A 14,979-nucleotide genomic window follows, 5' to 3' on the forward strand; every position below is an offset into this window, starting at 1 on the left:
CCTGAGACGGCCCTATTGCCCGAAATGCGCGATCAATTCGCGCGGGGGCAGCGCCGAGATCTGGCTTGCCAATGTCTCCAACGCCGGGCCGATCTCTTCCCGCATCCGAGTTTCGGACAGCAGCGCCGCAACCCCGCCGCAGTTGATCGCCATCCGCGTCTTGGTATCGAGATCCAGCACCGGGGCGGCCACCGCATGTACCCCGCTCACCCAACTGTTCATCGACAGGCAATAGCCCTGCGCGGCGATTTGCTTGCGCGCCTCTGCCGCCGTTTTGGCCAGATCCGCGGCCAGCTGCGGTTCGGTTGCTGACAGCTGCGCCGCGATTTCGGCGATCTCACCGTCGTTGCAGATCGACAGATAGGCCTGTCCAATGGCCGAGACCGCGATCGGCAGCCGGTCCCCCACCGTCAAGCGGGTGGAAAGCGATGCCGCGCCGCGGGCCTGCTCGACATAAAGCATATCAATGCCCTGCCGAATCCCCAGCGAGACCGAGACCGAGGCCCGGCTCGCCAATGCCTGCATCGGCTGGCGGGCGCGCTGACGGATGTTCAGGCTGGCCAGTGCAGAATATCCTAGCCGCAACGCCCGAGGCCCGATCCGAAACCCTCCGACTGCGGATGCTGGCAACAAATAGCCCATATCGCACAGCACCGATGTCAGCCGCGACACCGTCGATTTCGGCAACTCGGTACGCGCCGATATTTCGGCATTGCTCAGGCTGTCCTCTCCAACCCCGAAGGTTTCGAGAATGAGAAACCCGCGGCGCAGGCTGTTCAGCGAAGTTTCCTTTTTCACGCGCAGCCCCCGGTTCGTTTCCACTGATCAGAGCGCCATCCTAAAGCCCGGCCCGGCAAGAGGAAACCGGTTTTCCGCCCCAGAAAGACCCCGAGACGAGGGCTCTTGATAAACTCGCGTGTCGGGCACGGCATCGAAACCGAGTTGGTACGCGGCACAGAAAGCTCTGCCCTGCCGCTTGGCCACCCGTGGTCAAAAGGGCATTTTCAGGGTGTTGGCACCCGTTCGCCCCGGTACTCTCCGGCCATGCTGAATATCGAAGGTTTGAACCGGATCGAAGGCCGGCGCTACTGTCGTTTATTGAGAGTCCCGCTTTGGATTTTACGGCTTTCGCATAGACAAAAGCTTTCGCTGTTCATTTCCAGGATATGGCATGTGGGGTCTAGAGCTTTTATTGGCGATCCCGAGACCGCACGTACCGTCAAGCATGCCCATCTCTGATTTCCCTTCATCTGCGGTACACACCTATTTCTGCACGACACAGGTTCCCGGTGCGTCCGTCAGGGTGGCGAGCCCCGCGTTTTCGTTCCCAATAGACGGCGGTGCTTTGGGTGCCCCCGACCGCCCGTCCAGCCACGACACCCAGTCCAGCCACCAGGAGCCGTCTTTTTTCGGGGTTCGTGCCGCCCAGCTTTCAGGATCGACATAGTGGTCATCGTGGCGTGCCGTGGCAATCTGATAGCTGCGGTTCTTGTGGCCGGGCTCAGACACGATGCCGGTGTTGTGACCGCCGCTGGCGAGCGCAAAGGTCAGGTCCGTATCGAGATACAGATGCATCTTGTAGACCGATTTCCAGGGGGCCACGTGATCCTTGGCCGTGCCCACGGAAAACACCGGAACCCGGATGTCGGTCACGGAAATCGGTCGCCCCTCGACAAGAAAGCGCCCTTCGGTCAGTTCGTTGTTCAGAAAAAGCGACCGGAGGTATTCCGAATGCATCCGGAACGGCATGCGTGTGCCGTCGGCGTTCCAGGCCATCAGGTCGAACATCGCCGTTTCATCGCCCATCAGGTACCTGTGAAGGATCTGCGACCAGACCAGATCCACGGACTTGATCATTTGAAAGGCCCCGGACATCTGGGTCGTATCGAGATATCCCTGATCCCACATCATGTCTTCCAGGAACGTCAGCTGGCTGTCGTTGATAAACAGCTGCAATTCGCCCGGCTCGGTGAAATCGATCTGCGAGGCGAAATAACTGAGCGTTGCGAACGGATCGCCGCCGTCGCGACCGATTGTTGCGGCCGCAATTGAAAGCAACGTGCCGCCGAGGCAATACCCGACGCCGTGGATTTTCTGGCCCGGCACAATGCCCTGCACCGCGCCGATTGCATCCATGACGCCCATCTTGCGGTAATCGTCCATCCCCAGATCGCGGTCTTCGGCATCCGGATTACGCCACGAAATCATGAACACCGTATACCCCTGATCGACCAGGAACTTCACCATCGAGTTTTCCGGCGAAAGATCGAGGATGTAGTATTTCATGATCCATGCCGGCACGATCAGGATGGGCTCCGGCCTGACCGTTTCGGTGGTCGGCGTGTATTGGATGAGTTCGATCAGGTGGTTGCGATAGACCACCTTGCCGGGCGTCACGGCAACCTCATGGCCGGGCCGGAACGCTTCGGCCCCGGCGGGCGGCTTGTCGTTTTGCAGGCGGTCCAGATCGTCGAGCCAGTTCCGAAAGCCGCGAAAAAGGTTCTGGCCTCGCTCTTGGCGCGTCTTTGCCAATGCTTCAGGATTGGTGAGCAGGAAGTTAGACGGCGAAAAGGCATCCAGGATCTGCCTTGACGCAAACTCCATGACGTTTTCGTGCTGACGGGTAACGCCGCGCACATCGGTGGTGACATTGTGCCACCACTGTTGGTTCAACAGGAACCCCTGAGAAATCACGTTGTAGGGCCATTTCTGCCAGGCCTCATCGCGAAATCTACGGTCTTGTGGCAGCGGCTCGATACAGGGGTCGAGACCGGCTTGTGCCCCGGCACATGTCATTGCAAAGCGCGACAGCCGCAGCCATTTGCCAAATGCCTTTTGCGTGATTTCGATCTGCTTTCCGGGAGATGTCGCCAGATGCGCCATCCAATCCAGATAAGCCCCGGCAAGTGCCGCAGGCGACACGCCCTTTGTAAACCGGGCCATTCCGGCATGGGTCGCCCGATCCAGAAACTCGGGCAGCTCCGTATCCTGTCCAAACCTATGCCCAGCTTGCTGTTTCGGCGAATCCAGGGAAACCGTTGGGGCAAAAGACTTTCCGCCCGACCCAGCCTTGGGGCTGAGCTCGCGGGGCGTATTGGCGGATTTCGGTATCGCATGGCTCACTGACCGCGCTCCTTCTGAATGGTTCGCGCCTGCTTTGCGGTACCCGTTCAAGGGCAATTGATCTCGCAAGATCAACTATAGGGGCAATTGATCTTGATCAAATCGCCCAATTGGAAAGGGCGTTAGACGCTGCGTTGTTGGTTTCAAGGTAGGTCTGAAACCCTGCCGACGCATCGGACAGTTTGGCATATCGGTTATGTCACCACCGCAATGCAGCATGCCTTTACGCTGCACCGCAGCAGGGCTAGGTTCAGGACGTCCGGCAGATCTAAGCGTACCCGAGATGAGGAGAAGACCAATGCAATGGAAACGCTATGGCACAGTCGCTGTCGTCCTCATCATGCTTTTGGGAGGGGCATATGCATTCTGGTCCAACAGTCGGCCCGCCGAACTTCCCGCCGGCATCGTCAGCTCGAACGGGCGGATCGAGGCCGAGCGTATTGATGTGGCGGCCAAGCTGCCGGGACGTATCGCCGAGGTCCGTGTTTCCGAGGGCCAATGGGTCAAAGCCGGAGACCTGGTGGCGAGTATGGACACCGCCGAAATCGACGCTCAGCTGCGCCAGGCCCAAGCCGCCGTCACCCAGGCAGAGCAGCAAAAGCTGCAATCAGAGGCCCTGCTGAATCAGCGCCTGTCCGAACTGGAATTCGCGCAGGCGGAATTTGCCCGTGCCGAGCAACTCGCGGCCAGGGGGCATGCGCCACAGGAACTGGTCGATCGAAGAAAGTCCGCGATGATCACCGCACAAGCTGGAGTGGTCGCCGCCCGCGCAGGTATTGACCTTGCAACGGCCACGATCGCGTCGGCCGAGGCGACTGTCGAACGGCTGCAAAGCATCCGTGCAGACGCGGATCTGATGGCTCCGCACGATGGGCGTGTTCAATACGTCCTCGCGAAGGCGGGAGAAGTCGTCGGCTCCGGTGGCAGGGTCGTGACGCTGACCGACCTGACCGAAATATACATGACTATCTTCCTTCCCGCGCGCGACGCTGGCCTGCTGGCCATCGGGTCCGAAGCGCGGATTATCCTCGACGCGATCCCCGACTACGTGATCCCGGCCCAGGTCACTTTCGTTGCCAGCACGGCCCAGTTCACGCCAAAATCCGTAGAAACCGCCGATGAACGTGATCAGCTGATGTTCCGGGTCAAACTAACCATTCCAAAAGAGTTGCTGGAAGAATACCAGGAGCAAGCCAAGGCCGGCGTTGCCGGTGTGGGCTATGTTCGCACCGACGACACTATTGCCTGGCCCGACGTGCTTGCGGTGAAGCTGCCACAATGATGTCTGCGCCGGTTGCCAGCCTGTCTTCGGTCACGCACCGGTACGGCTCTGCGTCTGCCCTTACCGACATCTCGCTGAATATCCCGGCGGGCTGTATGGCGGGCCTGATCGGCCCGGATGGCGTTGGAAAGTCCACGCTTCTGGCGCTGATCGCCGGCGTGCGCAAACTGCAAACCGGCGACATACATGTACTGGGCGGCGACATTGGCGCCCGCGAACATCTCAAAGCCTGCAATCATCGTATTGCCTATATGCCGCAGGGGCTGGGACGAAACCTCTATCCGACGCTTTCGGTCTATGAGAACCTCGACTTCTTCGGCCGTCTCTTCGGCCAACCGAAGGCGGAACGGCGCGCACGCATCAACGATCTGCTGAATGCCACCGGTCTCGATCCGTTCCCGCACCGGCCCGCAGGCAAGCTGTCCGGCGGGATGAAGCAGAAGCTCTCGCTTTGCTCGGCGCTGATCCATGATCCCGACCTGGTGATCCTTGACGAACCGACCACCGGCGTCGATCCCCTGTCGCGCCAACAGTTCTGGGATCTGATCGACCACATCCGCGCAGATCGCCCGGCGATGAGCGTGATCGTCGCAACCGCCTATATGGAAGAGGCGGAGCGCTTCGATTGGCTTGCCGCGATGAATGCGGGAAAGGTCATCTCGACAGGATCGCCGACCGAGATCCGGGACGCCGCCGAACAGCCAACCCTGGAAAAGGCATTCATCGCCATGCTGCCCGCGGCCGAACGGCAAGGCCACCGCGCTGTCGTTGTGCCGCCGCGCCGGCCCGTCAGCGGCCCGCCCGCCATCGAGGCACGGGGGCTGACCTGCCGCTTTGGCGATTTCACTGCCGTCGATCAGGTCGAGTTTCAGATCGAGCCCGGCGAGATCTTCGGATTTCTCGGTTCCAACGGCTGCGGCAAGACCACGACGATGAAGATGCTGACCGGATTGCAGAAGGCCAGCGAAGGCAAGGCGCTGCTGTTCGGCGAGGCGCTGGACCCGGACGACATGGCGACCCGGCAGCGGGTCGGATACATGTCGCAGGCCTTCTCCCTTTATGGCGAGTTGACTGTCCGTCAGAATCTGGAACTTCACGCGCAGCTTTATCAGTTGCCGATCGAGACCCGCGCCGGGCGGGTTGCGCAAATGCTTCGCGATTTCGACCTGACCGAAGATGCCGACAAGCGGCCGGACGGCCTACCGCTGGGCATCCGTCAGCGCCTTCAGCTTGCCGTCGCGGTGATCCACGGGCCAGAGATTCTAATCCTGGACGAGCCAACCTCAGGCGTCGATCCGGTCGCACGGGACGGGTTCTGGCAGCACCTGATCAAACTGTCGCGCGATGACGGCGTGACAATTTTCGTTTCAACCCATTTCATGAACGAGGCGGAGCGATGCGATCGCATCTCGCTGATGCACGCGGGAAAGGTTCTGGCGATTGGAACGCCTGCCGAACTGGCCAGAAGAAAAGGCACCGATGACCTCGAAGAAGCGTTTGTCGGATATCTGCGCGAAGCGGCTGGCGGCACAGACAATGTGCGTTCCCAGACACCGGCCATGGCATTGCCGGACCGGCGGCAAGACCCACATCGTGCGTTCGACATTGCTCGGCTTTGGGCCTTCGCACGCCGCGAATCGATCGAGATATTGCGCGACCCAATGCGGTTGATCTTCGCGTTTCTCGGCCCGGTCATTCTGATGCTCACTTTCGGCTATGGCATCTCATTCGACGTGCAAGACCTGCCCTATGCGGTTTTTGATCGTGATCAGAGCGCGGAAAGCCGGGAACTCATAGAGAGCTTTTCGGGCTCGCGCTATTTCGCTGAAAGACTGCCCGCAAACAGTGTGACCGAGCTCGATGACCGGATGAAAAGCGCCGAGCTTGTCGTGGCCATCGAGGTGCCGCCGGGATTCGGAAAATCCCTGCTGCGGGGGGACCAACCCGAAGTCCGCATGGCCATTGACGGCGCCATGCCGTTCCGGGCAGAAACCACGCGCGGGTACTTGCAAGGGCTTGCCGTATCTTACATGTCCGATCAGATCGAGCGGCTCTATGGCCGTGCCATCGACCCGTCGGCGGCTTCGGTCGAGACCCGTCTTCGCTACAACCAGACATTCAAGAGCGTCTTCGCGATGATCCCGTCGGTCATCATGCTGATGCTGGTTCTGATCCCGGCGATGATGGCGGCGATGGGGGTCGTACGGGAAAAGGAAACCGGTTCAATCGCCAACTTCCGCTCAACGCCGGTGACACGGACCGAGTTCATTCTGGGCAAGCAGTTGCCCTATGTCGTACTTGCCATGCTCAGTTTCGTCACTCTGGTCATCGTGTCCTATGGCGTCTTCGGAGTGCCGGTCAAAGGCTCGGCCCTGACTCTCCTTGTCGGCACGTTGCTTTATGTTCTGGCGACCACGGGCTTTGGCGTGCTGATCTCGACATTCACCCGCACGCAGGTTGCGGCAACTTTTGCCGCCGCCGTCATCTCCATCATTCCCGCTGTCAACTTCTCGGGCTTGCTGGTTCCGGTGTCCTCGCTGTCGGGCGGCGGACGGTTGATCGGACTGGCGTTCCCGTCGGCCTGGTATCAGCAAATCAGCGTCGGCACTTTTACCAAAGGCCTTGGATTTCCGGAACTGTGGCACAATCACGCCGCGCTGACAGGGTTTGCGGCAGTGTTCATTTCCGTATCTGTCCTTGCCCTGAGCAAGCAGGAGAAATGACATGAGGCAGTGGCTCACCAATGTCTTCCGGCTCGGCCTCAAGGAACTCAGCAGTCTGCGCGCCGATCCGGTGCTGATCGTGCTGATCGTCTATGTGTTCAGCTTCGCAGTCTATTCGGTGGCGACCGGGGCCAAGCTTGAGGTCGCGAACGCCTCGGTCGCCTATGTGGATCAGGATCGTTCGGCGTTGACCGGTCACATTCTGGGCGCAATCCTGCCCCCCGAGTTCAATCCGCCGCAGGAAATCGCGGCGGACGAAATCAAAAGCGTGATGGACAGCGGCAGGTTCGTGTTCGTCCTGTCCTTTCCGCCCTCGTTCGAGGCTGACGTGCTGAACGGTCACAAGCCCGAGGTACAGCTCAATGTCGATGCCACCGCGAAGGCGCAGGCCGGGAACGGTTCGGTGTTCCTCCAGCAGATCGTCCGTGCCGAAATCACCAGGTTCGTATCCGGTGACGACACCTCCACGACGCTGCCGATCGACCTGGTCGTCAGGACAAATTTCAACCCAAATCTGAATTCCGTCTGGTTTTCATCGGTGATGCAGATCATCAACAATATCACCATCCTGTCGATCTTGCTGACCGGGGCCGCGCTGATCCGTGAACGCGAACATGGTACGATCGAGCATTTGCTGGTGATGCCGGTAACACCGTCCGAGATCATGGTCGCCAAGATCTGGGCCAACGGCCTGGTGATCGTTATCGCCGCCATCCTGTCGCTCTGGATCGTCGTGCAGACCGTGCTTGCGGTTCCGATCGCGGGGTCGATCACGCTGTTCGTGTCTGGAGCGGTGCTTTATCTCGTCTCGGTGACGGGGCTTGGCATTCTGCTGGCCACGTTCACGACATCGATGCCGCAGTTCGGCCTGTTGTCGCTCCCGGTGCTTGTGATCATGAACCTGCTTTCCGGCAGTACAACCCCGATGGAAAGCATGCCGGTCTGGCTACAGAATATCATGCAACTGGCGCCCTCGACGCATTTCGTCGCGTTTTCGCAAGCAATTCTCTATCGCGGGGCCGGACTCGATATCGTTTGGCCCGACTTGGTGGTCATGGTCGCACTCGGCGCGATATTCTTCCTCGTCGCGCTCAGGCGTTTCAGGGTGACCATGGCCACAGCCCACTAGAGCATTTCGACTTAAACCTGGATCACCTGTCATCGCCTGAAAGGTCGTGTCGCAAACTTTCGGAGTTCCGTTGCGTCTGGTTCCAGACCGGTCCAATTGGCGCGACTTCAGAAGCCTGTGGCAGGAGTGAAGAGCCGATCGGTTTCGAAGGCAGGCAGTACCCGAATCCGTAATCCTATACGCCGTGTACTTCTGCGTCCGCTTTGCAGTTTCTTATCGCGATCCCGAAGAGATCATGGCCGGGCGTGGCGTCGATTTGGATCGTGCAACGCTCGATCGTTGGGTCGAGAAATTCGCGGGCGCGATTGCCGAAGAGGCCCGCCGCCGGAAAGCCCCCACCGGCCGATCCTGGCGAACGGATGAGACCTATGTCAAAGTCAAAGGCAAGCGGACCTATTTGTACCCGGCAATCGACAAGCGGGGAAACACCCTTGATTTCATGCTGTCGGAGCGTCGCGACGAAGCCGCAGCCACCGCGTTTTTCGCGAAAGCCATCGGTAAAAACGGCTGGCCAGACAAAGTTGTTATCGACAAGAGCGGATCGAAGACGGTGGGTCTGTTCAATATGAACGGCCTGCTCGTGATGTACGGTTGGTGTTGGTCGATCGCCGTCAGGCGCACGAAATATCTCAACCGCGGCACGGCAGGGTAACCCTGTTTGCCCGAGAGTGAACATCATTGAACAGGACCACCGGTTCATCGAGAAACTTACCGGGCCGATCCAGACCTTCAAATCGCTGAATTCAGCTTCGGCTACTCTTGCCGGGATCGAAGTCGCGCATATGATCCGGAAAGGTCAGTTCGACCAGTCTGGCTTCGCGCCGTTCGCAGCACTCGATGGATAGGTGTGTCCGCTAGTCGAGCGACCTTCACCGCAACGGAAACTTTGCGACACTACCCAATACTGCCCGAGCATCAGCATTCTTTGGTGGGTCGGAATTTAACGTGACAACACTCTTTCTGTTGATTTTGGACAAGCTGGGGTAGGATTGTCTGCCAGGCCTCGAGCAACGAACGGAAGTAACCCGGATCGTCCTTCAGAACGGTCTGAACCCCCATACCGCGCATTAGACAGACGGTTAGATTCAGCGCGACGCGAGTTGCGTGGGGCATGCCGTCGGCCTGTTTCTCGAATTCGTCCCAGATGCCGTTCAATGCCGCGTGGAAGTCCTGGACGACCGGGATCATCCGGGTACGCAACTCGGAGTCAGTCCGGGCCTCGTTGATGAATTCCAATGAGATATAGAAGAACTTTCCAGAGAACATTTCCCAGAGGAATTCGACGAAATCCTCAAGGCTGACTTCCTGCCTCGCTACCTTTTCGGCAACGTCCCGGATCTCGCCGGTGCCATCCCTCAACAGGCGCTCCATCGCGGCGACGATGATGTCTGATCGGGCCGGAAAGTGGTGGAGCAGCGCCCCTCGCGACACACCCGCTCGCCGCACGAATTCCGGAGTCGACGCAGACCTGTAGCCAAGATCGTAGATCACGTCGAGCGTGCTTTCGACCAGCTTCTCGCGCATCACGATGCTGCGGGCTTGCGCCGGTTTGTCCTTGCGGGTTGACTCGGCCGATGGTTTTTTCATTTGTCCTCCCAGGTCGGTCGCGGCTCACCACTCAATATGCGAGCGATGGCAGCCAGAGTGTCAGAATCGGGAACAAGATGAGAATGATGAGTGTCAACAGGTCCATCGCCAGAAACCAAGTGATCCCTTTGAAGATTTCAGGCAGGGTGACTCGATTGTTCAGAGCCCCGTTGATCATGTAAACATTCAACCCTATTGGCGGCGTGATAAGCCCGATTTCCAGAAGCTTGATCACGATGATCCCAAACCAGACCGGGTTGATCCCGGCCTCGTTCACCAGCGGCACGAGGATCGGCAACGTCAGCAGAAGCAGTCCGATGCTGTCGATCAGCATTCCAAGCACGAGAAAGATCACCGACACAGCGAACAGGATCCACCAGGTTTCGGTACTGACCGACAGTATCGCATCCGCAAAGGCGCGCGGAAACCCCGACAACGCCAGAAAACGGGTAAAGAATAGCGAGCCGATCAGAATGATAAAGATCGACGCGGTCGAAACCACCGCCTGAGAAACGGCTTCAATCAATGCCGCCCGGGTCAGCTTGCGCCGCACGATGGCGATCAACAGCGCGGCAAAGGCCCCGAGCGCACCCGCTTCGGTCGGAGAGAATACGCCGGAGAAAATGCCTCCCAACACGACAAGGATCAGCGTAGGAAGAGGCCAGACGTCGCGAAAGGCTTCTCGCCGCTCTTCGGGCGTCGGGTCAATTTGAACGGTGCCCGCCAGAGACGGATTCACTTTCACGCGGATCATGATCATCGCCATGTAGATCATTGCCGACAGCAGCCCCGGGATAAAACCGGCCATGAACAATTGCCCAACCGACACCTGTGCATAGACGCCGTAGAGGATCAGCAGGACCGAAGGCGGGATCAGTGATCCCAGCGTACCAGAAGCAGCGATCGTCCCCGTGGCCAGACCCCGGTCATAGCCGTTGTCGAGCATCTCGGGCACTGCCATCCGCGACATTGCTGATGCCGTGGCTACGGACGAGCCAGAGGCGGCGGCAAAGAAAGCGCATGCGCCGACGGACGTGATCGCCAGACCGCCGGGCAGTCGTGCGAGGTAGAGACGCAGGGCTAAAAAGAGCCCCCGCGTCATATCAGTCGAAGAGCAGATGAAGCCCATCAACAGAAACATCGGTGCTGCGGACAGCTCCCATTGGCCAACATAGTCAAAGGGGGTGGCCGAGATCATCCCCCAAGCCACAGTCGCATTGAACATGATGCCGATGCCCGCGATCGACACGAGGCCGAGTGCCAGCCCGATCGGGACACGGATCGCGATCAAAGCCAGGGCGACGAAGACACCTGCGATGCCGATTTCGAGATTGCTCATGCCGGAGACTCCGAGGAAGGGGGGACGCGATGAATCAAAGCGCTTCGCGGCGGCTGAAAGCGCGCAGAAGATTAGCCAAAACTGCCAAAAGCGCACCGGCAAATCCGATGGGAAGGGCCCAGCGGGCGGGCCAGATCAAGAAGCGAAAGTTACTCATCGCTTCTTCGGCGCGCTGCGTGGCGCGGATGGCGTCAAGCAGGGATTGCCAGAAAAGCATGCCGAAAAAGATGAGCCCAAGAATACAGGCAAAGACATAGAGCCCCAACTGAACCGACTTCGGCATCATCTGGGCAAATAGGTCGACACGGATATTCTCGTTCTTGTATTCGACATAGCCGAGCGCAAGAAACACCAGCGCCACCATATAATAAAACGATACCCATTCCAGCGTGCCTACGATCTGTCCATTGAAGAAATACCGCACGCCGACGTCCAGCGTTATATGCATCATCATCAACAATATCACCAAGCAGGCTGCGGTGATGGTGCCAATGTTCAACCAACGGATGATTCCGAGGACCAGTTGCATCGCGAACCTCCGTGTTTGGAATGGGAATTCCAAGCGTTCTGCCGATACCGGAGTTGCTCGGAAAGAAAGGGGCCCGCGGCAGGCGCGAGCCCCGATAGGGATCAGTTCACGCCGTAGCTGCTTGCGTCGATCTTGTTGAAGATCTCCTGCATAGCAACTGCTGTCAGTGCGTCCTCATCGGTGGTGTCGACTTCAGCGAGCAGGTCTTGCCACTTTGTCATCGTTGCCACGAAATCGTCGATCAACGCCTGAGGCTCGGCAACACCATAGTCGGTCCCGGCCTTATCGGCGGCCGCTTTGGTCGTCCGGTCACGGAACTCGGTCACGTGGTCGACAAGGTCTTGCTCAGGCTCGTAGACGTTGCCGCCCGCAGCCTTCGACGCCTCGAGACCTGCATCGACCTTTTCATTGTAGGCAATGACCATGCGGGCCATGGACCGGGCCGAGGCTTCCATCAAAACTTCGCGTTGTGCAGGTGTCAGGGTTTCCCAGAACCCCGGGTTAAAGCCCCACTGAGGTCCCGAGTAATACATGCCGGTCGACAACAGTGTGGTGTGTTCGGCCACTTCAAGCAACGAACGGTCCACCAGATCGCTTGCCGCGTTTGTCGCGCAGTCAAGGGTGCCGCGTTCAAGACCGGTATACATCTCGCTCGACGGTACGTTGACGGGGATGCCTCCGGCCTCTTCGACCCAGACCGATACGGCAGAACCGGCAGTGCGAATGCGTTTACCCTTCATCTCTTCGAGGTTGCGTACCGGACTGGAACACATCAGAACATATCCTGGCGTCGCATAGGCGCCGAGATAGACGACCCCCTTGTCTTTCCACTCTTCCAGCTGGGTTTCATTGTTCATCGAAAAATCGGTGACGGCAAAGATCGCGGCCATAGGATCAGAATAGGCAAAGCCCAATTCCTGCACCGCGTTCGACACCGGCAGATCCGACGGCGTATAGACAGCAGCGTGGTGGGCGACTTGAACGACGTTGTCCTGAATGCCCTGAAGCGAGGCGCGAGGCGCCAACAGAACAGTGCCGGTAAAGACTTCGGGGACGAGATCGCCGTCCGAGAGTTCCTTGACCAGTTCCGCCCAGCGGATATAGCCCTCGCCCGACATCGGCACGGCACCGTCGTAAAAGCTGTTGGCGATAAAGTCTGTCTGCGCCGAAGCGGCTCCGGCCATGAGGCCAGCCAGCGCGGTGAAAGTCAGCAGTCGTTTCATTTTTATTTCCCGTTGGTTGAATGTTGCAGAACGCCCTCGTTCTATGCGTGGGCAGGTCGTTTCTTAGTTGTGGTCGTTCTCGTGGGCTTCCGCCATTTCCCGAAGGGAGTTGAAGCGAAAACTCGTCTCCGCCGGTTGGCCGGGGTCCATTGTGGCTCCAAATCCTTTCTTGGCATGACGTCGGAAAATCCACGCGTTGTCCAGACCGTTGGCCCGGGCGGGCACATGATCATGGAACATACTTTCGGCAGTGTGGAGAAGTTGGGCTTTGGCGATTCCCATCCGCTTTATCTGTGTCAGAAGATAATCGAAATTGCGCTGTGCAGGCTTGTAACTGCCTATGTCCTCGGCGGTGAACACGCCATCCCATGCGATTCCCAGTTTTGCGGCTGCACCGGCAAAGCTGCGATTGTCGACGTTGGACAGAACTATCATCCTATAATGTTGTTTCAGATAGACAAGCGCATCGGCGCTGTCTGGAAACGCCGGCCAGTCAGGCACGCTGGCGCCATAACGCTCGCATTCGTCCCAATCGACGCCCAGTCGCAGTTCCTCTGCGCAGCGGCGATAGACCGTTGCCAGAAGGTCGGAATACGGTCGTGCCGGCGTCTGCGCCTGAGCGGCGCTCTCGTTTCGTGCGTGCATCTCCAAGACCGCATCATCGGACATCTCGATGTCCAATCGATCTGTCAATGGACGCAGCCCGGCGATCATCCCGCTTTCCCAGTCAATCAGCGTGCCGTAGACGTCAAAGCTCAGAGCGGAATATTCTCTCAGTGAGGTCATCAGAGCGAGGCTGCCTTTTTGATCGCTATGCCGTCTTTCATAATCAGCGGCATGTGCGCCCCTTGGCCTGTCAGCAGGTCGAGGTTTTCCAATGGGTTGCCATCGACCGCAACAACATCGGCAAAAGCTCCGGGCGCAATTGTTCCTATTTGCCCCTCCATCCGCAGTACCTTGGCCGCATCCACCGTCGCCGACCGGATCACCGCATCGGAGGGTATATAGCGTCCGCGCAGGGGAAACTCTCCCGATTGCTCGGTCTGCATTCCACCAAGAAGATCAGAACCATATCCCATGAGAACCCCGGCCTCATGCATTTTGTCCAGACGTTCCAGACCGGCCTCACGCACATCAGATACCTTGGCCACCGATTCAGGCGGGAGCCCAAATTCTGCTCCTTTCCGGGCGAGAAGGTCATACGTGATGTTGGTGGGAACAACCGGAATGCCATCTTTAGCGATGCGCGCAATGGTGTCATCAGCGATCAAATTGCCGTGCTCAATGCACTCAAACCCGCAATCCAACGCACGCACGATCGCCTCGTCAGTGTACAGGTGGCCCGTTGCGTAGGTCCCGAAGCCTTTGGCGATTTCAACCATGGCTTTCAGTTCGTCGACCGAGAACACCAGATAACCAACCGGATCGGATGGCGACGAGATGCCCCCGTCGGCCATCGCTTTCACGAACTGCGCGCCATTCTTGATTTCTTCGCGCACAGCACGTTGAACGTCTGGAACGCCATCACTGATGCGGCCCATCGCACCCAGGCTCTGATCGTACCAGGCAGCAGACTTGTTGTCATAAGGACCACGATAATCGGTGTGGCCACCGGTCTGCGATAGCGCTTTGCCGCAGATCACAAGTCGCGGTCCGACAAAGGCACCTTCGTCAACCGCCTGTTGCAACCCTCGGTCCGCACCGCCCAGATCGCGCACCGTGGTAAAGCCGCGCATCACCATACTCCGCATCAAGAGGCTGCTGCGCGCGGCTATAAGCGATGAAGGAAGTGACGCGTTCAGGCCAAGGTTGGCAGTCGTCGCGATGACGTGCACGTGGCAGTCGATCAGACCCGGCAATACGGTGAGGTCCTTCAAGTCGATAACGTCATCGGTATCGGCAGTGACATTCGGGCCAACGTCGCGGAACTTTCCGTATTCGATAACGATGTTCATTGGCTCGGTTGGTTCGGTCGCGGTTCCGTCTACGATCCGGGCATTCTTCAGGAGCTTCAGGGACATCTAGTCTCTTTCTGTTGGGGCGC

Annotated in this window: 11 protein-coding genes and 1 pseudogene; 4 read left to right on the plus strand and 8 right to left on the minus strand. The window is 58.7% G+C overall.

Annotated features, from left to right (window positions below):
* Positions 1–12 precede the first annotated feature (12 nt).
* Positions 13–798 carry an IclR family transcriptional regulator gene (locus NANH_RS27035; protein ID WP_161631385.1) on the minus strand — a complete coding sequence of 262 codons (786 nt, stop codon included), beginning with the start codon at positions 796–798 and terminating at the stop codon, positions 13–15.
* 465 nt (positions 799–1,263) lie between these two features.
* Positions 1,264–3,123 (minus strand): PHA/PHB synthase family protein, encoded by a 1,860-nt coding sequence (locus NANH_RS0123000; RefSeq protein ID WP_027264146.1) that lies wholly within the window; start codon positions 3,121–3,123, stop codon positions 1,264–1,266.
* Positions 3,124–3,421: 298 nt separating this feature from the next.
* Between NANH_RS0123000 and NANH_RS0123005 the strand changes: the two genes are divergently transcribed.
* The 4 genes and pseudogenes from NANH_RS0123005 to NANH_RS27040 all read left to right on the plus strand — a co-directional run bounded on the left by NANH_RS0123005 (position 3,422) and on the right by NANH_RS27040 (position 9,102).
* A complete protein-coding gene (locus NANH_RS0123005) occupies positions 3,422–4,405 on the plus strand; it encodes an HlyD family secretion protein (RefSeq protein ID WP_027264147.1) in 984 nt (327 codons plus the stop codon).
* On the plus strand, positions 4,402–7,128 hold the full coding sequence (gene rbbA / locus NANH_RS0123010) for a ribosome-associated ATPase/putative transporter RbbA (RefSeq protein ID WP_036050265.1): 2,727 nt from the start codon (positions 4,402–4,404) through the stop codon (positions 7,126–7,128). Before NANH_RS0123005 ends, rbbA begins: the two co-directional genes overlap by 4 nt.
* A 1-nt stretch (position 7,129) precedes the next feature.
* Entirely contained in the window at positions 7,130–8,257 is a 1,128-nt protein-coding gene (locus tag NANH_RS0123015) for an ABC transporter permease (RefSeq protein WP_027264149.1), read from the plus strand.
* Between the two features lie 172 nt (positions 8,258–8,429).
* Positions 8,430–9,102: pseudogene (locus NANH_RS27040) on the plus strand (IS6 family transposase).
* A gap of 70 nt (positions 9,103–9,172) precedes the next feature.
* Here the strand turns inward: NANH_RS27040 and NANH_RS27045 are convergent.
* The 6 genes from NANH_RS27045 to NANH_RS0123050 all read right to left on the minus strand — a co-directional run bounded on the left by NANH_RS27045 (position 9,173) and on the right by NANH_RS0123050 (position 14,956).
* On the minus strand, positions 9,173–9,844 hold the full coding sequence (locus tag NANH_RS27045; RefSeq protein ID WP_051372573.1) for a TetR/AcrR family transcriptional regulator: 672 nt from the start codon (positions 9,842–9,844) through the stop codon (positions 9,173–9,175).
* A gap of 31 nt (positions 9,845–9,875) precedes the next feature.
* The gene (locus NANH_RS0123030) at positions 9,876–11,183 is read right to left on the minus strand and encodes a TRAP transporter large permease (protein WP_027264150.1); all 1,308 of its coding nucleotides are present in this window, start codon (positions 11,181–11,183) and stop codon (positions 9,876–9,878) included.
* A gap of 34 nt (positions 11,184–11,217) precedes the next feature.
* Positions 11,218–11,745, minus strand: a complete 528-nt coding sequence (locus NANH_RS0123035; protein WP_245601502.1) for a TRAP transporter small permease subunit — start codon at positions 11,743–11,745, stop codon at positions 11,218–11,220.
* Between the two features lie 68 nt (positions 11,746–11,813).
* Positions 11,814–12,935 (minus strand): C4-dicarboxylate TRAP transporter substrate-binding protein, encoded by a 1,122-nt coding sequence (locus NANH_RS0123040; protein WP_027264152.1) that lies wholly within the window; start codon positions 12,933–12,935, stop codon positions 11,814–11,816.
* A 63-nt stretch (positions 12,936–12,998) separates the two neighbouring features.
* On the minus strand, positions 12,999–13,721 hold the full coding sequence (locus NANH_RS0123045) for a haloacid dehalogenase type II (protein ID WP_027264153.1): 723 nt from the start codon (positions 13,719–13,721) through the stop codon (positions 12,999–13,001).
* Positions 13,721–14,956: a metal-dependent hydrolase family protein gene (locus NANH_RS0123050; protein WP_027264154.1), complete on the minus strand. Its 1,236-nt coding sequence runs from the start codon at positions 14,954–14,956 to the stop codon at positions 13,721–13,723. The genes NANH_RS0123045 and NANH_RS0123050 overlap by 1 nt, the downstream gene beginning before the upstream one ends.
* Positions 14,957–14,979 lie beyond the last annotated feature (23 nt).

It is taken from the genome of Sedimentitalea nanhaiensis DSM 24252 (assembly GCF_000473225.1).
GTDB lineage: Bacteria > Pseudomonadota > Alphaproteobacteria > Rhodobacterales > Rhodobacteraceae > Sedimentitalea > Sedimentitalea nanhaiensis.